The following is a 20,796-nucleotide window of genomic DNA, read 5'->3' as shown; positions in this document are numbered from 1 at the left end:
GGGGTCTCCCTGCGGTGCGGGTGGATCGGGAGGTCGGCTCGGCCTCTCGCCATGCACGGTACGCCTCGATGGCACGTTGTGCCACATCCGCATTCCGTGCCGTTCCCCGGCTAGGCTGGGCCCGCCCACACCACCGGCCGACCGCACCCACCGGGGGACCCGCAGAGATGTCCGAGCCCGACCGCCCGCAGCCCGACCGCCCGCAGCCCTCCCTCACCGAGCGCCGCAAGGCCGCCACCCAGCAGGAGATCGCCCTCGCCGCCGCCCGCCTGTTCGCCGAGCACGGCGCCGAGGGCACCACCGCCGAGGACGTCGCCCGCACCTGCGGCATCTCGCTGCGCACCTTCTACCGCTACTTCCGCACCAAGGAGGACGCGGTCGCCCCGCTGCTCGCCGAGGGCTCCCGCCAGTGGATCGCGCTGCTCGCCGGCACCGCCCCCGGCACCCCGCCGCTCACCGCCCTGCTGGACTCCGCCCGCGCCTCCCTCACCCCCGCCCCCGGCCGGGCCGCCGAGGCGCTGGACTGGACCCGCGGCCTGCTGCGCGCCATGCCCGCCGACCCGGCGCTGCGCGACGTCTGGCACCGCGTCCACCACGACGCCGAGAGCGCGCTGCGCCCCGTCCTGGCCCGGCTGGCCGGCCTCGACCCGGAGGGCCTGGACGCCCGGCTGCTGGCCGCCGCCGCGAACACCGCGATGCGGCTGGCCGTCGAGGCCTGGGCCGCCGGGGACGCGCCCCCCGCCGGGGCCGCCGCGCTCGCCGACACCGTCTTCCGCCGCCTCACCGGACCGCTCCTGCCGCCCGCTTGACGCTTGACGCTTGACGGGCCGCGGCCGCCGGGGCCTCAGACCGGGACGACGGCCACCGGGCAGTGCGCGTGGTGCAGAACGGCGTGCACGGGCGTGCCCAGCCGCAGGCCGAAGCGCGGTGCGGGCTCGTGCCGGGAGAGCACCACCAGGGCGGCGGTCCGGGACGCCTCCACCACCGTCGCGGCGGCGGAGCCGGTCAGCTGGTGGCTCTCCACCTCGACGTCCGGGTACTCCGCGCGCACCGGGTCGCAGGTGCGGCGCAGCAGCTGCTCGTGCAGCCGGGACTCCTCCCCCAGCTCGTCGACCATCGGCGCCATCCGCCCGACGTCGGCCACCACCGGCGACCAGGTGTGCACGGCCCGCACCGGCAGGCCCCGGCGGGCGGCGGTCTCGCAGCCGAAGCGCAGCGCGGCGGCGTCCCGCTCGTCGTGCAGGGCGACCAGCACCGGCCCGTCGGGGTGGTCGGTGCCGCGGACCACCACGGCCGGGCAGGTGGCGTGCGCGGTGACCCGCAGGCTGACCGAGCCCAGCAGCAGCGAGGCGAACCCGCCGTGGCCCCGGGTGCCGAGCACCGCGAGCGAGGCGTGCTCGGCGGCGGTCAGCACCGCCTCGGCGGCCTCCCGCGGCACCACGTCCCCGGTGATCCGCAGCCCGGGGTGGGCGGCCTCCAGGGTGGCCTGCACCGCCTCCAGCAGTTCCGCGGCCTCCCGCAGGATCAGGTCGGTGACGGTGGTCCCGGTGCGCGGCGAGAGGGTCACCGTCCCGGTGTTGACGGCGTGCACCAGGTGCAGTGCCGTCCCCCGCCACTCGGCCTCCCGGGCGGCCCACTCGGCCGCCTCCGCCGCGGGCACCGACCCGTCGACCCCCGCCACCACCCCGTTCGCTGCCCTGATCTCCATGGCGCACTCCTCCGGGCCGGGTCGCCCCGGCCGCTCCCCTCCAGCATGCGCCGCCCGCCCCGGCCCGGACAAACAGGGACGGCCGGGCCCCGGCGGCGGGGAGCGCCCGGGTCCGGCCGGGGCGGGCGCGGGCGTGCCCGGCGGGGCGTCAGTTGCCGGTGGTGGCCTGCCATTCGGCGCGGTAGTCGTCGAAGATGGTCTTCAGGTGGTGGCCGATCTTGAGGTAGTCGAGGTCGTCGAGGTTGGCCAGGGAGACCCGGACCGACCATTCGGGGCCGTCGAAGCCGCCGCCGTTGAGCAGGACGACGCCGGTCTGCTCGGCGAGCCGGAAGAGCGGTTCGGTGGGTTCGTAGTTCTTCTGCAGGTAGGCGGCGAAGTCGGGTCCCGAGGTGCGTTCGGCCTCGGCGAGCAGGTCGAGTTCGACGTAGTAGCCGGCCCGCTTCGGGTCCTCGGAGATCCGCATGCCGGAGCCCTCCAGCAGCAGGTCCAGGCGCTGCTTGACGACGGCCTGCACCTTGGCCTTGTACGCCTTGCCCTCGGGGAGCATCGCGAAGAGCGAGAACAGGGTGAGCTGGGCCTGCTGCGGGAGGGAGAGCCCGGCGGTGTGGTTGAGGGCGACCTGGCGGGAGTCGGCGACCATGCGGTCGATGAAGCGGATGCTGCCGGGGTCGAGGCTGAGGCTGCCGTAGCGCTTGGCGAGGCGGTCCTTCTCGGTCTGCGGGAGGGCGGCGAGGGCGTCGTCGATGACGTTGTCGCGCTGCAGGCCGATGACGCCCAGGCGGTGGCCGGTGGCGCCGTAGTGCTTGGAGTAGGAGTAGACGAGCAGGGTGTTGCGGGGCAGGTCGGCGGCGATGCTGCGGAAGTGGTCGACGAAGGTGCCGTAGACGTCGTCGGTGACGATGATCAGGCCGGGGTTGTCGGTGGCGACGATGGACTTGATCTGGTCGGCGACCCGCTGGGAGAGGGCGAGCGAGGGCGGGTTGCTGGGGTTGACCAGGCAGACGAGCTTGACGGCGGGGTCGGCGAGCTTGGCGACCTCCTCGGCGGGGTAGCGCCACTCGCGCACGCCGGCCTCGGCGAAGGAGGACGCCTGGACCTGGACGACGTCGAACTCGTAGGTGTCGAGTTCGGGAATCTCGATGTAGGGGGTGAAGACCGGCACCATCAGGGCGATCTTGTCGCCCTTGTGCAGGATGCCGTTCTTCATCAGGGAGTCGAAGACGTAGCACATGGCGGCGGTGCCGCCCTCGGTGGCGAACAGGTCGAGCTGCCCCTCGGGGGGCCGGCGGTCCATCAGTTCGTCCTGGAGGTAGCCGGTGACGATCTGTTCGGCGCAGGTCAGCATCCGGTCGGGGACGGGGTAGTTGTCGCCGATCGCGGCGTCGGCGAGTTCGTGCAGGAAGGCGTCGCGGTCGAGGTCGAAGCGGTCGACGGCGAGGCTGGTGCAGGCGGTGAGCAGTTCGATGCCGGGCAGTTCGGGGTGCGAGCGGGCGAAGTGGTCGTAGCGGGCGGCGATGCCCTTCTGCTCGGGCATGCCGCCGAGGTTGTCGGCGGTCCAGACCCGGCGGGACTCGGCGAGCGCGAAGTGGCCGAGGGCGAGCATCGCCTCGCGGGGGCCGGTGCAGACCCAGTTGGGGTTGCCGCGGCCCGCGTTGAGCATGTGGACGGTGGTCTTGTCCTTCTGCCCGGGCCGGTCGGCCTGGTAGTGCTCGGCGAGTTCGATGAACTCGCCCTTGAGCTCGAACGGGCTGAGCCGGGAGAGGCGCTGGATCTCCTCGCGGCTGATCGACGGCTTGCTCATGGTGCGGGTCCTTCCGGGAGGGGGCTAGCCGAGCAGGGCGACGATGACGGCGCCCCAGATGGTCAGCAGGACGTTCCCCGCGGCGTACGGGATGGTGTAGCCGAGGGTGGGGATCTGGCTGCGGGAGGCTTCGTTGATGGCGCCGATCGCGGCGGTGGTGGTCTGGGCTCCGGCGACCACGCCCATCAGGATCGGCGGGCGCATCCGGAACACGAAGTGGCCGACCAGCAGGCCGACGACCAGCGGGGCGACGGTGGCGACGGCGCCCCACACCAGCAGGCCCCAACCGGCCTGGGAGAGGCCGCTGGTGAAGCTCGGCCCGGCGTTGATGCCGACGATGGCGACGAACGCGCACAGGCCGAGGGTGTCCATGAACCACTGGGCGCCGGGCGGCACGTTGCCGAAGGTCGGGTACTTGCCGCGGATCCAGCCGAACACCAGGCCCATGATCAGCGCGCCGCCGGAGGTGGACAGGCTGATCGGGACGCCGCCGACGGTGAGCGCCGGGATGCCGATGCAGCCGCCGAGGAAGATGCCCAGGCCCACCCAGGTCATGTCGGTGGCGAAGCTGGTCGGCACCGGCTTGCCGATCGCCCGGGCGGCCGGCCCGACCAGCCGCTCGGGACCGGACAGCAGCAGGGTGTCGCCGCGTTCGAGCTGGGTGGTGAGCCGGTAGGGGAACTCCGCGCCGGAGCGGTAGACCTTGTCGACGAACACCCCGACCATGAACGGTTCGCGGCGGAGCTCCGCGATGGTCTTGCCGAGTCGGGCCTTCTCGGAGGCGACGACGTGCAGGTGCTCGGTGCGGTAGCCGAGCAGTTCGACGTCGTCGGTCTCCGGCCCGATGGCGGCGGCCGGGTCGAGTTCGACCAGGTCGTGGCGGAGCGCGCTGACGGCGAGCACGTCGCCGCGTTCGACGACGGTCTGCTGGTCGTGGTCGAGGATCTTGCCGTCGCGGCGGATCCGGGTGAGGTAGATCCGGCGTCCGGCGGCCTGCTCGCGCTGTTCGAACTGCTCGACGGTGGAGCCGATCGGGCCGTTGACGGCGGTGTAGGCGCGCAGCACGACCTCGTAGTAGCCCTCGGAGAGGTCGGGGTCGTCGGCGGGGGCGTCGAGTTCGGCGGCGAGTTCGCGGGAGTCGGCGGCGAGGTCGCTGTGCAGGAAGCGGGGGGCGATGTTGGCGAGCAGGATCGCGCACAGGATGGTGCCGAGCGGGTAGGTGACGGCGTACCCGATCGGGACGAGGTTCTGCTGGGCGGTGATCTGGTCCTGGCTGAGGCCGGGCAGTCCGCCGATGGCGTCCTGGGCGACGCCGATGACGGCGGACTGGGTGAGCGCGCCGCCGAGCAGTCCGGCGCCGAGGCCGGGGCCGTAGCCGAGCATCTCGGCGAAGCCCCAGCAGATCGCCAGGCCGCTGAGGCAGACCGCGAGGGTGACGGCGACCTGCGGCAGGCCGTCCTTCCTGAGGCCGCGGAAGAACTGCGGGCCGACCTTGTAGCCGAGGGCGAACAGGAACATGATGAAGAACACCGATTTGACGGTGCCGTTGACCTCGACCTCGGTCACCCAGCCGGTGAACAGCCCGGCGATCAGGCAGCCGGTGACGGCGCCCAGGCCGATGGCCCTCCAGTGCAGGCGGCCGACCAGGAAGCCGATCGCGACGGTCAGGAAGATCAGCAGTTCGGGGTAGGGCTTGAAGACGTGGTCGGTGATCCAGTCCATCGGGTCCTCATCCCCCGCCCAGGCCGACCAGGCCGACCAGCAGCGGTCCGGTCAGCGGCAGCAGGAAGTTGGAGATGGTGTAGGTGATGGTGTAGCCGAGCATCGGGACGCTGCTCTGGGCGACGTTGCCGACGGCGGTGATCGCGGGGGTGGAGCACTGCTGTCCGGCGATCGCGCCGACCAGGATCGGCGGTTCGATCTTGAGGAAGCGGCGTCCGATGAACAGGCCGAGGAAGGCCGGGATGACCACCATCAGGATGCCGGAGACCGGCAGCAGCACGGGGTACTGCTTGAGCAGCGGCCCGGCGTCGGGGCCGGCGGCCATGCCGGTGACGGCGATGAACATGGCCAGGCCGAGGTCCTTCATGGTCTGCGCGGCGGCGGGCGGGTAGGCGCCGAAGGTGGGGCGCAGCGAGCGCAGCCAGCCGAAGACCAGGCCGGAGATCAGGCAGCCGCCGCCGGTGCCGAGGGTCAGGTTGACCTCGCCGAAGTGGAGGTTGACCTTGCCGAGCAGGACGCCCAGGCAGATGCCGAGCGAGATGTAGATGTAGTCGGCGGTGTCGGAGCGGACGGTGGCGCCGACCTTGCCCGCGAACTTCTCGACCCGGGAGCGGGCGCCGACCACGGTGAGGGTGTCGCCGCGGTGCACCTCGGTCTCGCCGACGGCGGGCAGGTGGTGGTCGACGCGCTGGATGTCGGTGAGGAAGACGCCGCCGGTGACGTCGTGGTCCCGGTCGCGGACGGCGTTGAGGGTGTGTCCGGCGACCTCCTTGTTGGTGACCACGATCTGGCGGACCGCCATCGGGCTGTCCAGGCCGGGGACGCCGCTGGTCTCGGGGCCGAGTTCGTGCCCGGCGTCCAGCACGGCGGCGCGGCGGCCGACCACCAGCACCTGGTCGCCGCGGCGCAGCACCGGGTCGTCGTCGACGCCGAGCTTCTTGCCGCCGCGCTGGACGGCCTCGACGGTGACCAGCTGGCCGGAGCGTTCCTGGACCTGGCTGACCCGGGTGCCCTCGCCCTGCGAGACCAGGTAGGTGCGGCCGACCAGGGCGGGCAGCGAGGGGGCCTCGCCGGGCTCCAGTTCGCCGTCGCCGCCGCGCATCTTCTCCCAGACCTGCCGGGAGGCCTCGGGCAGCTTGATCCGCATCAGCAGCGGGAACAGCTGGCTGGTCAGCAGGACGATACTGATCAGGCCGAACAGGTAGCAGACCGAGTAGGCGGTGGCGACGTGCGCCTGCAGCTGGGTGGTCTGGTCGGCGGTGATGCCGGGGAGTTTGGCGATCGCGTCCTGGGCGGTGCCGACGGCGGCGGACTCGGTGGCGGCGCCGGCCAGGATGCCGGCGGCGGTGCCGACGTCCAGGTCGAAGCCCTTGGCGATGCCGAGCGCCATCAGGACGACGACGACCGCCTCCATGACGGACAGCACGCCGAAGCGCAGGCCCTTGGCGTTCATGTTGGCGAAGAACTGCGGGCCGGCGATGTAGCCGAGCGAGAAGATGAACAGGGCGAACGCCACGTTCTTGACGTCGGCGTTCACCGAGACGTGCTGGGCGCCGACCAGCATCGAGACGATCAGGACGCCGCAGATGCCGCCCAGTTGGATCGGTCCGACGCGCAGCTTCCCGACCAGGTAGCCCAGGCCCAGGCAGAAGAAGAGGGCGAGAACGGCGTTCTCACGCAGGAGGCTCATGGGCGTATTAGACCGGTTTACCACTGTTTGACCGGACTAACACGCCGTCATGATCACCCGGCTCGGCCCAGGCGCTCCAGCAGCACCTCCACGTGGCTGTGCTCCGGCTCCTTGACCGCGGTCAGCAGCACCAGGTCGTCCCGCGCCGCCAGTTCCCGCAGTTCGGCGAGCTCCTGCTGCACCCCGGGGGCGTCCAGTTCGGCCCGGTAGCGGCGGGCGAACTCCCGGTACTCCCCCTCGGGGCCGTGGAACCAGCGGCGCAGCTCGGTGGAGGGCGCCACCTCCTTGGCCCACCGGTCCAGGTGCGCGTCCTCCTTGCGCAGCCCGCGCGGCCACAGCCGGTCCACCAGCACCCGCACGCCGCCGTCCGGCGCCTCGTACACCCGCTCCACCCGTACGCTCATGCGCCCCACCGTAAGCACCGCGGGCCCGGACGGGCGGGAGCGGCGCGAACGGCGGGGCGCGGGAGCGTGCCGGGCCGGGCCGGGCGGGTCAGGCGGGGACCGGTTGCGCGGCGGGGGCGGGGGCCTCGCCGGGTTCGACCCGCAGTTCGGGGAGCAGGCGGTCCAGCCAGCCGGGCAGCCACCAGTTGCGGCGGCCGAGCAGGGTCATGGTGGCGGGCACCAGGACCATCCGGACCACGGTGGCGTCCACCAGGACGGCCGCGGCCATGCCCACGCCGATCATCTTGACGGTGATGTCGGGGTCGATGGCGAAGCCGGTGAAGACCGCCACCATGATCGCGGCGGCGCTGCTGATCACCCGCCCGGTGGAGGACAGCCCGCGCACCACGCTGCCGCGCGCGTCGCCGGTGGCCAGCCAGTCCTCGCGGACCCGGGAGAGCAGGAACACCTCGTAGTCCATCGACAGGCCGAACAGGATCGTGAACATCAGGATCGGCACCCAGCTGGAGACCGGCACCGCGTGCGGCAGCCCCAGCAGCCGGGCGCTCGCGTCGTGCTGGAAGACCGCCGTCATCACGCCGTACGCGGCGGCCACCGACAGCAGGTTCATCGCGGCGGCCTTGACCGCGATCACCGGCGCCCGGAACAGCACGGTCAGCAGGATCAGCGAGAGCGCCACCACGAACGGGACCACCACCCACAGCCGCTGCGAGAGCCGGTCGGAGATGTCGGAGAACGCGGCGACCGTGCCGGTGGCCTCGACCCCCGTCGGGAGTCCGCCGCCGCGCAGCCGCTGCAGCAGCTTCGCGGTCGCCCGGTCCTGCGGGCCGGTGGTCGGCTGCACGCTGATCACGGCCGCGTCCCGGGCCGCGTTGAACCGGGCCGGCTGGACCGCGGCGACCCCCGGGTCGGCCGCCATCCGCCCCTCCAGCGCGGGCAGTTCGGACTCCGGCAGCTTCCGCAGGTCGACCGCCAGCAGCAGCGGCCCGTTCGCGCCCGGGCCGTACGCCCCGGCGATCAGGTCGTACGCCTTGCGGGTGGTGTTGCCGGACGCCTGGCTGCCCGCGTCCTGCGGCCAGGTGCGCATGCCGAGCATCGGCGCGGCCAGGCCGAGCAGCACCGCCAGCGAGAGGACGGCCGCGGCCACCGGGCGGCGGCCCACCAGGCGGGCCCAGCGCTCGGTCCGGGTCGGGCCGGGCCGAGCGCCCGCGCCCCCGGCAGTGGCGGGCGCGGCGGGGGCGGCGGGGGCCCGGCGTTCGGCGCGGCGCAGCAGGCGCGGCCCGGCGAGCGCCGCCAGCGCGGGCACCAGGGTGAGCGCGGCCGCCATCACGGCGCCGACGGTGGCGAAGGTCGCGTAGCCGAACGAGGCGTACACCGACAGCCCCGCCAGCTTCAGGCCGAACAGCGAGACCAGCACGGTGGCCCCCGCCACCACCACCGAGGAGCCGGCCGTGGCGTTCGCCTCGGCCGCCGCCGCCCGGGCGTCCAGGCCCCGGCGCAGGCCCTCCACGTGCCGGGAGACCAGCAGCAGCGCGTAGTCGATGCCGACGCCCAGCCCCACCATCGACGCCACGGTCGGCGCGATCCCGCTGATGTCGGTGACGGCCGACAGCAGGGTGATCAGCCCGGTGCCCGCGCCGAGGCCGGCCAGCGCGACCAGCAGCGGCAGGCCCGCCGCGATCACCGTGCCGAGCGCGAGCACCAGGATCACCAGCGCGGCGACCATGCCGATCGCCTCGGCGGTGCCGTTGGGCGCGCTGAAGTTCTCCGGCAGCTCCCCGCCGAACTCCACCTGGTACCCGGCGTCGGTGGTGGACCGGGCCGCCGCCCGCAGCGCGTCCAGGCCCGCCGAGCCCTTGAAGTCGGTGACCTTGACGTCGTAACCGACCGTGAGCAGCGCGGTGTCACCGGCCCGCGAGGGTATCGGCCCGGTCACCGACAGCGCGTGCGGCAGCCCCGCCAACCGCTCCCGCAGCCCCGCCAGCGCCTCGGCCGGCAGCGCCCGGCCGCCCCGGTCGTGCACCACCACCCGGGCGCTGGTGCCGGAACTGTCCGGGAACCGCGCGTTCAACAGGTCCATGCCCGCGGTCGAACGCGTCCCGGGCACCCGGTAGTTGTCCCGCGGTTCTCCGCCGAACGCCTGTGCCGAGCCGAAGATCGCGCCGATCAGCAGCACCCAGGCCACGACGGTGCGCCAGGGCCGGGCCGCCGCGGCCCCGCCGAGGCGGCCGAGGAGAGTGGACATTGCGGAAGCCTTCCGTTCTACGGTCGATGCGGTGTCGAACCCCAGTGTGGAAGGCGGCTCTTGGAGCCCACTTGGCGGCCCTTCCAAGCCCCGGGCCGGGCGGCGCGGCGGGTGCTCGGAACGGCGGGGTGTCCGCCCCCGCGCGGAACTGCCCCCACCAGGAGGCCGGGCCGCCGGCGGGCTGTCTGCGGGCTGTCGGCGGGCTGTCAGTGGGATGACAGCGGCCTGTCGGCGCGCTCCCGCACGCTCTGAGGAGACGGGCGGCAGCGCCACGGCGGCAGTGCGGACGGCATCGACGCACCGCGACGCCCACCGCGGCGCCCACACCCGACACCCGCCCCGACACCCGCCCTGACACCCGTCCCGAGAGGAGGCCGCCATGACCGGCACCGCAACCACCACCACCGCCGCCGCCCCAGCAGCGGCGCCGCGCACCTACCCGTCCCTGCGCGCCGCCTGGATCCCGCTGGCCGCGCTCTGCCTGGCCTTCTTCGTCGAGATGGTCGACAACACGCTGCTGTCCATCGCGCTGCCGACCATCGGCCGCGACCTGGGCAGCGGCACCACCGCGCTGCAGTGGGTCACCGGCGCGTACTCGCTGACCTTCGGCGGCCTACTGCTGACCGCCGGCTCGATGGCCGACCGGCTCGGCCGCCGGCGGGTGCTGCTGGTCGGCCTCGCCGTGTTCGGCCTGCTGAGCCTGGGCGTCGCCCTGGTCACCGGCGCCGGGCAGCTGATCGCCCTGCGGGCCGGCCTCGGCGTCGCCGCCGCGGCGATGGCCCCGATCACCAACTCGCTGGTCTTCCGGCTCTTCGACGACGCGGCGCTGCGGATGCGGGCGATGACCGTGATGATCGTCGTCGGCATGTCCGGCTTCGTCCTCGGCCCGCTGCTCGGCGGCACCGCGCTGGCCCACGTGAAGTGGCAGTGGCTGCTGCTGGTCAACGCCCCGATCGCGCTGATCGCGGCCGTCGGCGTGCGCCTGGGCGTCCCCGCCGACCGGCCCGAGGACCTCACCCGCGACCGCCTCGACCTGCCCGGCGCCGTGCTGAGCGTCGCCACCATCGGCCTCGCCTGCTACTCGCTCACCAGCGGCGTCGACCACGGCTGGGGCTCCGCCGCCACGATCGGCTCGATCCTCGGCGCCCTCGTCGCGGGCACCGCCTTCGTGTGGCACGAGCGCCGCACCGCCGCCCCCATGCTCGACCTGAAGCTCTTCGCCGGCGGCACCGTCCGCGGCGCCGCGATCGCCCAGATCGGCACCGCCATCGCGATGGCCGCCGTCATGTTCGGCCTGATCCTGCACTTCCAGTACGCCTACGGCTGGAGCCCGGTCAAGGCCGGCCTGGCCAACCTGCCGATCATCGTGACGATGCTCGCCGCCACCCCGCTGTCCGAGTGGCTCGTCAAGCGCTTCGGCCACCGGGTGGCCTGCCTGGTCGGCGCCGCCTGCCTGGCCGGCGCGCTGGCCGGCCTCGCCTGGGGCGTCTCGCACGGCTACGCCGTCATCGCGCTCTGCATGGTCGTGATGACCGTCGGCCTGCGCACCGTCATGACCATCTGCGCCATCGCCCTGGTCGAGGCGGTGCCGGAGAACCGCACCTCGATCGGCACCGCCCTCAACGACACCGCGCAGGAGGTCGGCAGCAGCGTCGGCACCGCCGTCGTCGGCACCCTGATCGCCGCCCTGGTCACCACCCGGTTGCCCGCCGGCACCTGGGACAGCGGCCTGGTCGCCTCCTTCTTCCACGGCGAGCGGATCACCTACGCCGTGCTGGCGGTCGTCGTCGGCCTGGTCACCGCGTTCGGCGCACTCACCCTCACGGACTCCCACAGCACCGACGAGCACCCCGCCTGACCCCTCCGGCGCTTCGACCGCGACCGGCGGCCCCGCCCCTCCCGGCGGGGCCGCCGTAGCGGTGGTAGGCGCCGGAGACGACCGCCCGGGCCGGGCCGGTGGCGGGCCGGGCCGGTGGCGGGGGCGGCGCTCAGTCTCCGGGGCCGGGCCCGGGGTCGTTCTCGGGGCGGGCCAGGGCGGGTCGGTCCTCCGGGGCGGCCAGGGAGGCCAGTCCGGCCCGGGCTTCGGCCGCCCAGCCGGGGGCCTCCCAGCGGTGGGCGATCTCCTGGGCCTGCCGGAAGTGGGCGGCGGCCTCGGCGGGGCGGCCCAGGTGGCGGGCGAGGTCGCCCAGGGTGAGGGCGACCGGGCGGGCGGCGATCGAGGTGGAGGCGGCGCCCGCCACCAGGTGGCCCAACGGGCGGAGCTGGTCGAGGAGTTCGGCGGCCTCCTCGCGTTCGTCCAGGGCGATGACCAGGTCGGCGCGCAGTTGCAGGAAGAGCGAGCGGAAGTAGTCGGCCGGGATCTCGCGGCGTTCGCCCCGGGCCCGGCGGGCCTCGTCCGGGCCGTGGCCGGCGGCGAGCAGGGCGAGGGCGGTGACGTCGGCGATCAGGTGGCCGTACTGGGCGCGGTGCTCCTCGATCAGCGGGAGGATCTCGGCCAGCCGGCCCTGCCGGTGGGCGATCACCACCCGGATCAGCGCGGCCAGGCCGCCGGCGTGCAGCGAGGCGCGGGCGTGCAGTCCGGCCAGGCCCTGGTCGTAGAGGGCGGTGGCGGCGTCGATCCGGTCGGCGGCGAGTTCCAGCATGCCGCGCTGGAACAGGGCGACGTCGGCGAGTTCGGCCAGCCCGTAGCGGTGCGCGATCTCCTCGCCCGCGACGAGGTGGCGGCGCAGCGCGGGCAGGTCGGCGCGGGCGGCGGCCGCGGTGGCGGCGAGGTGTTCGGCCTGCCAGCGGTAGGCGGGCAGGTCGTGTTCGGCGGCCAGCGCGGCGAGTTCGGCGGCGGTGCGGTCCCGTTCGACGGAGGCCAGTTCGTAGTCGCAGGACCGGGCCCGGGCGGTGAGGGCGAGGCAGAGCAGGCGCGGGTCGCCCTCGGCGCGGGCGATCGCCACGGCTTCGGCTCCGGCGGCGGCGAGTCGGGCCGGGTCGACGCAGTCGAGTTCCTGGGTGAGGGCGTCGAGGAGGCGGCAGCGGGTGACGGGCGGCAGGTCGGTGCGGCGCAGCAGCCGGGTGAGCTGGTCGACGGCTTCCCGGTCGAAGACGCCGTAGGGGTGGGTGACCCAGGGGGTGGGTTCGGTCCAGGCGGTCCAGGCGGCGATCAGGAGTTCCTCGCGGCCGCTCTCCCGGGCGGTCCGGAGCGCCCGGTCCTTGGTGGCGATGGCGGCGGTGACCTGCCCGGCCCGGACCTGGGCCCGCAGCAGGGCGCCGAGCAGCTCGATCCGGCGGGCGGGGCGGTCCTCGCCGGGCTGTTCGGCGGCCCGTTCGAGGTTGTCGACGGCCTGCCGGAGCAGGCTGACGGCGCTGGGGTGGGCGTAGCGCCGTTCGGCGGCCTCGGCGGCGCGGACGCAGTGGTCGACCGCGAGGGCGGCGGTGGCGGTGGTCGCGGCCTGGGTGAAGTGGTGGGCCAGCGCGGTGAGTTCGCCGGGGCGCAGGTCGTGCAGGGCGTGGCCGATCCGGCCGTGCAGGCGGGCCCGGCGCAGGCCGCCGAGGTCGGCGTACAGGGTGTCGCGGACCAGCACGTGCGCGAACCGGACGGTGCCGGGCCGGGGTTCGAGCAGCAGGCCGCCCGCGACGGCGGCCTCGACGGCCTCGGTGGCGGTCTCCTCGTCCTGCTCGCCGGCCCGCAGCAGCAGGTCGACGTCGCTCTCCCGGCCGGCCACGGCGGCCAGCCGCAGCAGGTCGACGGCGGGGGCGGGCAGCCGCTCGAACCGGCGGCGCAGCACGTCCCGGACGCCCTGCGGGACCTGCCGCAGCGCGGTCGACTCGTCCTCCAGCGCGAGGAGTTGGGCGCTCTCGGCGAGGTAGAACGGGTTGCCGCCGGTGCGTTCGGCCAGTGCCCGGACGGTCTCGGGGCGGACCGGGGCCGCGCACACCGCCTCGATCAGCCGGCCGGCGTCCGGCTCGGCGAGCCCGCCGAGCGGCACCCGGACCGGCGAGCGGCGGGCCAACGTGGCCAGCACGTCGGCGAGTTCGCCCTCGCCCGGGCGCAGCGCAGCCACCAGCAGCAGGCCGCCGCCCGCGCCGAAGGCCGCCTGGTCGGCGGCCAACTCGCCCAGCAGTTCCCGTGTTTCCGGGTCGGCGGCGTGCAGGTCGTCCAGCAGGACGGCGAGCGGCGCCGCCCCGGCGGCGGCGTGCAGCCGGGCGACCACCGCGCGGTGCAGCCGGAACCGGCCCGACAGCGGGTCCTGGCGGTGGGCGGCTCCTGCGCGGCGGCGAGCAGCGGGGCCAGCAGCGGGTCGGCGGCGGTGGCCGGTTCGTGCCGGGCCAGCTCGCGCAGCACCTCGGTCCACGCCCAGGCCGCGGGGGCGCCCGCGCTCTCCGGGCAGCGCCCCGTCAGCACCCGCCAGCCGTCCGCCACCAGCTGCTCGCGCAACCGCCCCAGCAGCGTGGACTTCCCGGCCCCGGCCTCCCCGCTGACCAGGGCGAACGCCGCCGCACCGCGGGCCCGCGCCGCCGCACCCCGCAGGGCGGCCAGCTCCTCCTCCCGCCCGACGAACACCTGCGGGCGGCCGTCGGCGCCGGGCTCGGCGCGTCCGGGGCGCTCCGGCCGCGGGGCCGGGCCGGAACCGTCCACCGGACCGGAACCGTCCACCGGGCCCGCCTCACCTGCCCCGCCGGCGCCGCTTGCACCGCCCGCGCCGGGACGGGTCACCGCCCCGTTCGCCGGGCCGACTTGACGCGGCGTCAGCTCCTCGGTGCGCTGGTGCAGGATCGCGGACTCGACGGCGGTGAGCAGCGGCCCCGGGTCGAGGCCGAGTTCGGTGGCGAAGTAGCCGCGGGCGCGGCGGATCGCGGCGAGTGCGTCGGCCTGGCGGCCGCCGTGCCAGAGGGCGAGGGCGAGCAGCCGCCAGGCCTGTTCGCGCAGGGGGTGGTCCTCGACCAGGGCGGCGGCGTCCTGCGCCGCGGGGCCGGGGCGGCCGGCGGCGAGGTCGGCCTCGACGGCGGATTCCCGTGCGGTGGTGCGGAGTTCTTCGAGGCGGGCGGCTTCGGGGGCGGCCCAGGGCCGGTCGGCGAACTCGTGGTAGGCCGGTCCCTGCCAGAGGGCGAGCGCCTGCCGGAGGGGTTCGGCCCCGCCGGTCCGGGCGGCCGCGGCGAGCAGGTCCTCGAAGTCCCCGGCGTCGGTGCGGATGCCGCGCAGCGCGTAGCCGCCGGCCTCGCTGACCAGCAGCCGGGCCTCCTGGCGGGGGCCACGGCCGGGTTCCAGCAGGCGGCGCAGGTTGGAGACGTACGCCTGGAGGGAGGCGGCGGCCTTGGCGGGCGGGCGGCCGTCCCACAGGTCGTCGATCAGCCGTCCGGCGGGGACGGCGGTGCCGCGGGCGACCAGCAGGTGGGCGAGCACGCCGCGCTGGCGCGGGCCTCCCAACCGGGCGGCGGCCCCCGCCACTTGCGCCGTCAGCGTCCCGAGCACAGTGATCCGCACCATCGTGGGGCCGAGCCTATGCGATGGCCGGGCGCCACCGTCGCCCACCTGCGCTCCAAGTGGGTTCCAAGCCGCGCCAAGCCGCGCCGGGCGGCGTCCGGGCGGCGACCTGGAGGCGTCCCACCGGCTGTGGACGGCACCCCCGGCGGCTCCCGGGCGGCCGCCGGAGCCGTCCCCGTCCGGGCGTTGTGACGGGAGTGACGTGTGGGACGAGTGGACGACTTGTGCCAGGGCAACATCCGTCCATCACACCGGACTTCCGCGCTCCGCCCGGGCACGCCAGAGTAGAGGTGTCGGCAGGGGAGAAAGAGCGAAGAAAGCGAATGCCGGCAGCACGGGACCACACACCGGGAAAACCCGGAAAGTGCCGCAGCAGAATCTATTTCCCGAGGGAGAGACAATTCCGTGAACGCCACCCGTACGGCCCGAACCGCACTCGCCGGACTGCTCGTCGCCGGCCTCTCGACCCTGGTCGGGCTGGCCGTCCCGGTCCTCTCCTCCCCGCCCGGCAGCACCACCCGGGCCGGTGGCCCGGAGGTGTCCGCCACTTCCGCCCCGTCGCCCACCGCCACGCCGTCCGCGCACAGCGACGACGTGACCTGGGGCCAGTGACCCACCGATTACGCCAAGGAGCCCGCCATGCACGCCACTTCGAACTTCCTCGCCGATTCGCCGGAGTCCGCGGAGCGCACCGACCGCGTCCTCGGTGACACCCGCCGCAACCTGAACCAGGGCTGGGTCGTCGCCTGAGAAGGCGCCGGGGGGAATCCCCCACCCGGCGGCCGGTGAACGGCTGCCGCGCGGAGACCGGAATCGCGATCCACGACCACGGAAAAACGGAAACACCGACACACCGAAATACCGACACACGACCACGGAAAGGGGTGGACGACGTGAAACGCAATCACCACATGTTCGCCGGGGACGATCCGCACTTCTACGACCACCCCGTGGACCGCGCCGAGAAGCGCCGGTTCGCCGCCGCCGACCGTCCCGCCCCGGCGGGCTGGCGGAGCCACCAGGACGGGTCCTGGTTCTTCCTCACCCCCGAGCGGGCCGAACTGCCCGACCAGGGCTGGAAGATCCACGTCTCCGCGGTGCCGGCCGAGGCCGCCGAGGTGATCGACCTGGTCTCGGCGTACTGCCTGGAGGCCGGGCTGCCGCACAAGTTCCTGGCCACCCCCCGCATCCACCACCTGAACAACAGCAAGTACGCCCGCCGGGGCAGCAGCGGCAAGCTGATGACGCTCTACCCGGCCGACGAGGCCCGGCTGCGCACCGTGCTGGACGGGCTCGGCCCGCTGCTGGCCGGCCGCCGCGCCCCGTACGTGCTCGGCGACCTGCGCTGGCAGGACGGCCCGCTGTACCTGCGGTACGGCGGCTTCCTGGAGCGCTGGTGCACGCCGGAGAACGGCGAGCGGGTGCTGGCGATCGCGGCCCCGGACGGCACCCTGGTGCCGGACCGCCGCGACCCGTACTTCACCCTGCCGCCCTGGCTGGAGCCGCCGGAGTGCGTCGCCGAACAGCTGCGGGCCGACGAGGCCGCGGCCGCCGGACAGCCCGGACTGCCCTACGCGATCGAACGGGCGCTGCACTTCTCCAACGGCGGCGGCGTCTACCTGGCCCGGGAACGGGACGGCGACGGCGGCGACGGCGGGCCGGTGGTGCTGCGCGAGGCCCGGCCGCTGGCCGGGCTGGACGGGGCCGGCCGCGACGCGGTGGACCGGCTGCGCACCGAGGCCCGGGCGCTGCGGGCCCTGGCGGGGCTGGAGTTCGTGCCCCGGCTGATCGACGAGTTCACCGTCTGGGAGCACCACTACCTGGCGGAGGAGTACGTCGAGGGCGAGACGCTGCGCCAGTTCCTGGCCCGCTCCAACCCGCTGACCCGGCCCGAACCCTCCGCCGAGGACCTGGCCCGGTACACCGCGCGGGCCCTCGACATCATCGACCAGCTGCAGCGGGCGGTCGACGGGATCCACGCCCGCGGGTACGCGTTCGGCGACCTGCACCCGGCGAACGTGCTGCTGCGCCCGGACGGGCGGATCTGCCTGGTCGACTTCGAGGTCGCGCACCGCCCCGGCCTCGACCCCGAACCGGCCGTGGCCTGCCCCGGCTTCGTCGCCCCGCACGCCCTGTCCGGCTTCGCCCGGGACGACTACGCGCTGGACTGCATCCGGCTCTCGCTGTTCCTGCCGTACACCATGCTGCTCGACCTGGACCCCGACAAGGTGGACCAACTCGCCGACGCCATGGCCGAGTTCTTCCCGGTGCCGACCGCCCACACCGAACGGGTCCGGCGCGGCCTGCGCCGCCCCGGCCGGACCCCCGACGCAGGCCGCTCGGCCGACGCCAACCGGACCCCCGACGCCGGCCGAGCGGCCGGGCACCCCGGCGGGAGCCCGTTCGACCGTCCGGACGCCGAGGATCTGCCCGGGGCGCTCACCCGGGCGATCCGCGCCGCCGCCACCCCGCAGCGCGCCGACCGCCTCTTCCCGGGCGACCCGGCCGGCCTGAACGACGGCGGCTACACCCTGGCGCACGGCGCGGCCGGCGTCCTGCACGCCCTGCACAGCACCGGGCAGGACGTCGACGAGGAGCACACCGACTGGCTGTGGCGGGCCGCCCGCCGCTCCCGCGACCGGCGGCCCGGCCTGTACGACGGCCTGCACGGCGCCGCCCTCGTCCTGCACCGGCTCGGCCGCGAACCGGAGGCGTGGGAGGTCCTCCAGCGCGCCGGCACCACCTCCCCCGGGGACCTGTCGCTGCGCAGCGGACTGGCCGGCCTCGGACTCGTCCTGCACCGGCTGCACCGCGCCACCGGCGACGGCGGCCTGCGCGACGCCCTCGACCGCGCCACCGAACGGCTGGCCGCCGCCCTCGACCCGGCGGCGCCGCCCCGGCCGGGGCGGGCCTGCTGACCGGGCCGAGCGGGATCGCCGCGTTCTTCCTGCACCTGCACCAGGACAGCGGCGACCCGGCCCACCTCGACCTGGCCGCCCGCGCCCTGCGCGCCGACCTGGAGCAGTGCCGCACCAGCGAGGAGGGCGCGGTCAACCTGCTGGACGGCACCCGGCTGCTGCCCTACCTGGGCAACGGCAGCGCGGGCACCGGCCTGGTCCTCGGCCAGTACCTGCGGCACCGGCCCGACGACGAGGAGTTCGCCCGGGCCCTGGACGGGATCCTGCTGGCCGCCCGCGCCCGGCTGGTGATCTTCGGCGGGCTGTTCCACGGCCGGGCCGGCCTGCTGGCCCTGCTCGCCGAGCACCGCGACCGGCCCGGCGCCGCCGAGCGGATCGCCCGCCAGCGCCGCCTGCTGGCCTGGCACGCCGTCCCGTACCGCGACGGCACCGCGATCGCCGGCGACCAGCTGCACCGCCTGTCCACGGACCTCGCCACCGGCGCCGCCGGCGTCCTGCTGGCCGTCCACGCCGCCGCCGGCGCACCGCTGGACCTGCCCGGCGCCACCCTGCCGGCCCTGGTCGCCGGCCGCCCCTGAGCCCGCGCCGACGCCGGGCCCCACCTGCCCCTCCCGGGCGACCGTCCGGGAGCGACCGCACCACCGGAGAGAAGGAGAACCGCCATGTCCGAGGTCCTGAAGCTGCAGAACCTGTCCGTCGCCGACACCGACGAGGGCGAGCTCAACGACTGGAGCACCGTCTCCAACCACTGCGGCAGCAAGATCGAGGAAGACGCGCTCTAAGCCCTCCCCGCCCCACCGCACCGCACCGCACCGCACTGAACCACCCGCATCCCGACCCCCAGAAGGAGAACCGCCATGTCCGAGATCCTGAAGCTGCAGAACCTGTCCGTCGCCGACACCGACGAGGGCGAGCTCAACGAGTGGAGCACCGTCTCCAACTACTGCGGCAGCAAGATCGAAGAGGACGCGCTCTAAGTCCTCCCCCGCTCGACCCCCTGCACCACCAACCACCCGATCCCCCAGAGGAGTTCACCATGTCCGAGATCCTGAAGCTGCAGAACCTGTCCGTCGCCGACACCGACGAGGGCGAGCTCAACGACTGGAGCACCGTCTCCAACCACTGCGGCAGCAAGATCGAGGAAGACGCGCTCTAAGTCCTCCCCGCTCCACCACACCTGGTACCACCAACCACCCGATCCCCCAGAGGAGTTCACCATGTCCGAGATCCTGAAGCTGCAGAACCTGTCCGTCGCCGACACCGACGAGGGCGAGCTCAACGAGTGGAGCACCGTCTCCAACTACTGCCACAGCAAGATCGAAGAGGACGCCGTCTGATCCTCGCCGGACACCGGCCCCCGGTCGCGCCCCTCACCCCCGTACGGGCGCGGCCGGCCCTCGGCCGGGGCGGCCGGTGCCCTCCCGGGTGCCGGCCGCCCCGGCCGTTGCGCTCCCCGTCCTCAGCCCCCGCTCCCGCTCTCGACCCCCGCCCCCAGCCCCCAGCCCGCTCCGGACCCGGGAGGACCGCCGTGGCAGACGCCCCGCCCACCCCGCTGTACCGCAACCCCGACTACCAGCGCCTGTGGCTGGCCCACGCGCTGTCCGCGTTCGGCTCGCAGGCGACGTACATCGCGCTGCCGCTGGTCCTGCTGGCGGCCACCCACTCGATCACCGACTTCGGGCTGGTCACCTTCGCCGAGATCGTCTCCTCGCTGTTCGCCAGCTTCCCGGCCGGGGTGCTGGTCGACCGGCTGCGCCGCCGCACCGTGCTGCTCTGCTGCGACCTGGGCCGGGCCGCGGCCTTCGCGCTGTTCGCGCTGGCGGTGCTGGCCGGCCGGGTGAACCTGCCGCTCGCGGTGGGCCTCGCGGTGCTGAACAGCCTGCTCAGCGCCCCGTTCGGGCCGGCCGCCTCGGCGGCGCTGCGGCACGTGGTGCCGCGCGCCCAGCTGACCACGGCGGTGTCGATGGCGCAGGCCCGGTCGGCGGTGGCGACCCTGGTCGGGCCGATGCTGGGCGCCGCGCTGTACGCCGTCACGCCGGTGCTGCCGTTCGTGGTCGACGCCGCCTCGTTCGCCGCGTCCGCGCTGTGCGTGCTGTCGGTGCGGCTGCCGAAGGAGGCGCCGGGTGCGGGGCGGCCGAAGGCCGAACGTCCGCCGTTCCTGCGGGACTTGACCACGGGGCTGGTGGAGGTGCGGCGCAGCGCGTTCCTGCGGTACACGCTGGTGAACGCGGCGCTGGTGAACTTCGTGTTCAGCGGGATCGTGGTGGTGCTGGTCGCGCAGGGCGCTCAGGCCGGGTCCGGCGGCAGCTACCACAACGGGCTGGTCATCGCGATGTCCGGCGCGGGCAACCTGGTCGGCGCGGTGTTCTCGGCCCGGGCCGGGCGGACCCTGGCGCCGCGCACCCTGGTGCTGGCGGTCTGCTGGAGCACCGCGCTGCTGACCCCGCTGCTCGCGCTCGACCACGGGGTGCTGTTCACGGCGCTGGTGATCGGCCTGTGCGGGCTGACCTCGCCGGCCGCGAACGCGGTGATCTCCGCGGCCCGGCTGCACTCCGTCCCGGACCACCTGCTGGGCCGGGTGCAGACGGCGTGCGGGATCGCGCCCGCGCTGTTCGTCCCGTTCGGCCCGCTGGTCAGCGGCGCGCTGCTGGACCGCTTCGCGGCGTCCACCGTGCTGCTGCTGAACGCGGGCGTGCTGCTCGTCCTGGCCCTCTACAGCACGGTCAGCGGCGGCCTGCGCCGGATCCCGGACCTGCGCGAGCCCCGGGCGGCGGCCCCGGCGGCGAAGGGCCGGCCGGTGGAGCCGCGCCCGGTCGCCAACACCTGAACGGGGGG

16 protein-coding genes are annotated in these 20,796 nt (G+C 74.7%); 9 read left to right on the top strand and 7 right to left on the bottom strand.

The window, feature by feature from the left end; genetic code table 11:
* Window positions 1-167: 167 nt before the first annotated feature.
* Complete coding sequence (locus OU787_RS28965) at window positions 168-809, top strand: TetR/AcrR family transcriptional regulator (protein WP_030460499.1); 642 nt, start codon at window positions 168-170, stop codon at window positions 807-809.
* A 35-nt stretch (window positions 810-844) separates the two neighbouring features.
* On the opposite strand, the gene OU787_RS28960 is transcribed toward OU787_RS28965, so the two are convergent.
* From OU787_RS28960 to OU787_RS28935, 6 genes are all read right to left on the bottom strand, one after another.
* Window positions 845-1,708 carry a universal stress protein gene (locus OU787_RS28960; RefSeq protein WP_268661131.1) on the bottom strand — a complete coding sequence of 288 codons (864 nt, stop codon included), beginning with the start codon at window positions 1,706-1,708 and terminating at the stop codon, window positions 845-847.
* A gap of 148 nt (window positions 1,709-1,856) precedes the next feature.
* Window positions 1,857-3,509 (bottom strand): bifunctional aspartate transaminase/aspartate 4-decarboxylase, encoded by a 1,653-nt coding sequence (locus OU787_RS28955; protein WP_268661130.1) that lies wholly within the window; start codon window positions 3,507-3,509, stop codon window positions 1,857-1,859.
* A gap of 24 nt (window positions 3,510-3,533) precedes the next feature.
* On the bottom strand, window positions 3,534-5,231 hold the full coding sequence (gene aspT / locus OU787_RS28950) for an aspartate-alanine antiporter (RefSeq protein ID WP_268661129.1): 1,698 nt from the start codon (window positions 5,229-5,231) through the stop codon (window positions 3,534-3,536).
* Between the two features lie 7 nt (window positions 5,232-5,238).
* The gene (aspT, locus tag OU787_RS28945) at window positions 5,239-6,921 is read right to left on the bottom strand and encodes an aspartate-alanine antiporter (RefSeq protein WP_268661128.1); all 1,683 of its coding nucleotides are present in this window, start codon (window positions 6,919-6,921) and stop codon (window positions 5,239-5,241) included.
* Between the two features lie 53 nt (window positions 6,922-6,974).
* Window positions 6,975-7,325 carry a DUF488 domain-containing protein gene (locus tag OU787_RS28940; protein WP_268661127.1) on the bottom strand — a complete coding sequence of 117 codons (351 nt, stop codon included), beginning with the start codon at window positions 7,323-7,325 and terminating at the stop codon, window positions 6,975-6,977.
* An 88-nt stretch (window positions 7,326-7,413) separates the two neighbouring features.
* A complete protein-coding gene (locus tag OU787_RS28935) occupies window positions 7,414-9,570 on the bottom strand; it encodes an MMPL family transporter (protein WP_051817008.1) in 2,157 nt (718 codons plus the stop codon).
* A gap of 379 nt (window positions 9,571-9,949) precedes the next feature.
* On the opposite strand from OU787_RS28935, the gene OU787_RS28930 reads away from it, so the two are divergent.
* Window positions 9,950-11,428 carry an MFS transporter gene (locus OU787_RS28930; RefSeq protein WP_268661126.1) on the top strand — a complete coding sequence of 493 codons (1,479 nt, stop codon included), beginning with the start codon at window positions 9,950-9,952 and terminating at the stop codon, window positions 11,426-11,428.
* Between the two features lie 2,076 nt (window positions 11,429-13,504).
* Here the strand turns inward: OU787_RS28930 and OU787_RS28920 are convergent.
* On the bottom strand, window positions 13,505-15,046 hold the full coding sequence (locus tag OU787_RS28920) for a BTAD domain-containing putative transcriptional regulator (protein ID WP_268661125.1): 1,542 nt from the start codon (window positions 15,044-15,046) through the stop codon (window positions 13,505-13,507).
* A gap of 402 nt (window positions 15,047-15,448) precedes the next feature.
* Between OU787_RS28920 and OU787_RS28915 the strand changes: the two genes are divergently transcribed.
* From OU787_RS28915 to OU787_RS28885, 7 genes are all read left to right on the top strand, one after another.
* The gene (locus OU787_RS28915; RefSeq protein ID WP_268661124.1) at window positions 15,449-15,655 is read left to right on the top strand and encodes a hypothetical protein; all 207 of its coding nucleotides are present in this window, start codon (window positions 15,449-15,451) and stop codon (window positions 15,653-15,655) included.
* A gap of 281 nt (window positions 15,656-15,936) precedes the next feature.
* Window positions 15,937-17,961 carry a class III lanthionine synthetase LanKC gene (lanKC, locus tag OU787_RS28910; RefSeq protein ID WP_268661123.1) on the top strand — a complete coding sequence of 675 codons (2,025 nt, stop codon included), beginning with the start codon at window positions 15,937-15,939 and terminating at the stop codon, window positions 17,959-17,961.
* Window positions 17,962-18,623: 662 nt separating this feature from the next.
* Window positions 18,624-18,743, top strand: coding sequence for a class III lanthipeptide (locus tag OU787_RS28905; RefSeq protein WP_193588068.1), 120 nt, complete (start codon window positions 18,624-18,626; stop codon window positions 18,741-18,743).
* A 75-nt stretch (window positions 18,744-18,818) separates the two neighbouring features.
* On the top strand, window positions 18,819-18,938 hold the full coding sequence (locus OU787_RS28900; RefSeq protein WP_268661122.1) for a class III lanthipeptide: 120 nt from the start codon (window positions 18,819-18,821) through the stop codon (window positions 18,936-18,938).
* A gap of 59 nt (window positions 18,939-18,997) precedes the next feature.
* Window positions 18,998-19,117 carry a class III lanthipeptide gene (locus OU787_RS28895; RefSeq protein ID WP_193588066.1) on the top strand — a complete coding sequence of 40 codons (120 nt, stop codon included), beginning with the start codon at window positions 18,998-19,000 and terminating at the stop codon, window positions 19,115-19,117.
* Between the two features lie 61 nt (window positions 19,118-19,178).
* Window positions 19,179-19,298 (top strand): class III lanthipeptide, encoded by a 120-nt coding sequence (locus OU787_RS28890; RefSeq protein ID WP_198545003.1) that lies wholly within the window; start codon window positions 19,179-19,181, stop codon window positions 19,296-19,298.
* 191 nt (window positions 19,299-19,489) lie between these two features.
* A complete protein-coding gene (locus tag OU787_RS28885; RefSeq protein ID WP_035955449.1) occupies window positions 19,490-20,788 on the top strand; it encodes an MFS transporter in 1,299 nt (432 codons plus the stop codon).
* The last annotated feature ends 8 nt before the right edge of the window (window positions 20,789-20,796 follow it).

Source organism: Kitasatospora sp. YST-16, from assembly GCF_026802215.1.
Lineage (GTDB): Bacteria > Actinomycetota > Actinomycetes > Streptomycetales > Streptomycetaceae > Kitasatospora > Kitasatospora cineracea.
Note: the sequence above shows the minus strand (reverse complement) of the source record. Positions and strands in the feature narration are given on the sequence as shown.

Excerpts from the sequence above, each read along its gene's own strand:
- aspT (WP_268661128.1), bottom strand. The coding sequence starts at position 6,921 with ATGAGCCTCCTGCGTGAGAACGCCGTTCTCGCCCTCTTCTTCTGCCTG.
- OU787_RS28960 (WP_268661131.1), bottom strand. The coding sequence starts at position 1,708 with ATGGAGATCAGGGCAGCGAACGGGGTGGTGGCGGGGGTCGACGGGTCG.
- OU787_RS28930 (WP_268661126.1), top strand. The coding sequence starts at position 9,950 with ATGACCGGCACCGCAACCACCACCACCGCCGCCGCCCCAGCAGCGGCG.
- OU787_RS28965 (WP_030460499.1), top strand. The coding sequence starts at position 168 with ATGTCCGAGCCCGACCGCCCGCAGCCCGACCGCCCGCAGCCCTCCCTC.
- OU787_RS28905 (WP_193588068.1), top strand. The coding sequence starts at position 18,624 with ATGTCCGAGGTCCTGAAGCTGCAGAACCTGTCCGTCGCCGACACCGAC.
- OU787_RS28895 (WP_193588066.1), top strand. The coding sequence starts at position 18,998 with ATGTCCGAGATCCTGAAGCTGCAGAACCTGTCCGTCGCCGACACCGAC.
- OU787_RS28920 (WP_268661125.1), bottom strand. The coding sequence starts at position 15,046 with ATGGTGCGGATCACTGTGCTCGGGACGCTGACGGCGCAAGTGGCGGGG.
- OU787_RS28955 (WP_268661130.1), bottom strand. The coding sequence starts at position 3,509 with ATGAGCAAGCCGTCGATCAGCCGCGAGGAGATCCAGCGCCTCTCCCGG.
- OU787_RS28940 (WP_268661127.1), bottom strand. The coding sequence starts at position 7,325 with ATGAGCGTACGGGTGGAGCGGGTGTACGAGGCGCCGGACGGCGGCGTG.
- aspT (WP_268661129.1), bottom strand. The coding sequence starts at position 5,231 with ATGGACTGGATCACCGACCACGTCTTCAAGCCCTACCCCGAACTGCTG.
- OU787_RS28890 (WP_198545003.1), top strand. The coding sequence starts at position 19,179 with ATGTCCGAGATCCTGAAGCTGCAGAACCTGTCCGTCGCCGACACCGAC.
- OU787_RS28935 (WP_051817008.1), bottom strand. The coding sequence starts at position 9,570 with ATGTCCACTCTCCTCGGCCGCCTCGGCGGGGCCGCGGCGGCCCGGCCC.
- OU787_RS28900 (WP_268661122.1), top strand. The coding sequence starts at position 18,819 with ATGTCCGAGATCCTGAAGCTGCAGAACCTGTCCGTCGCCGACACCGAC.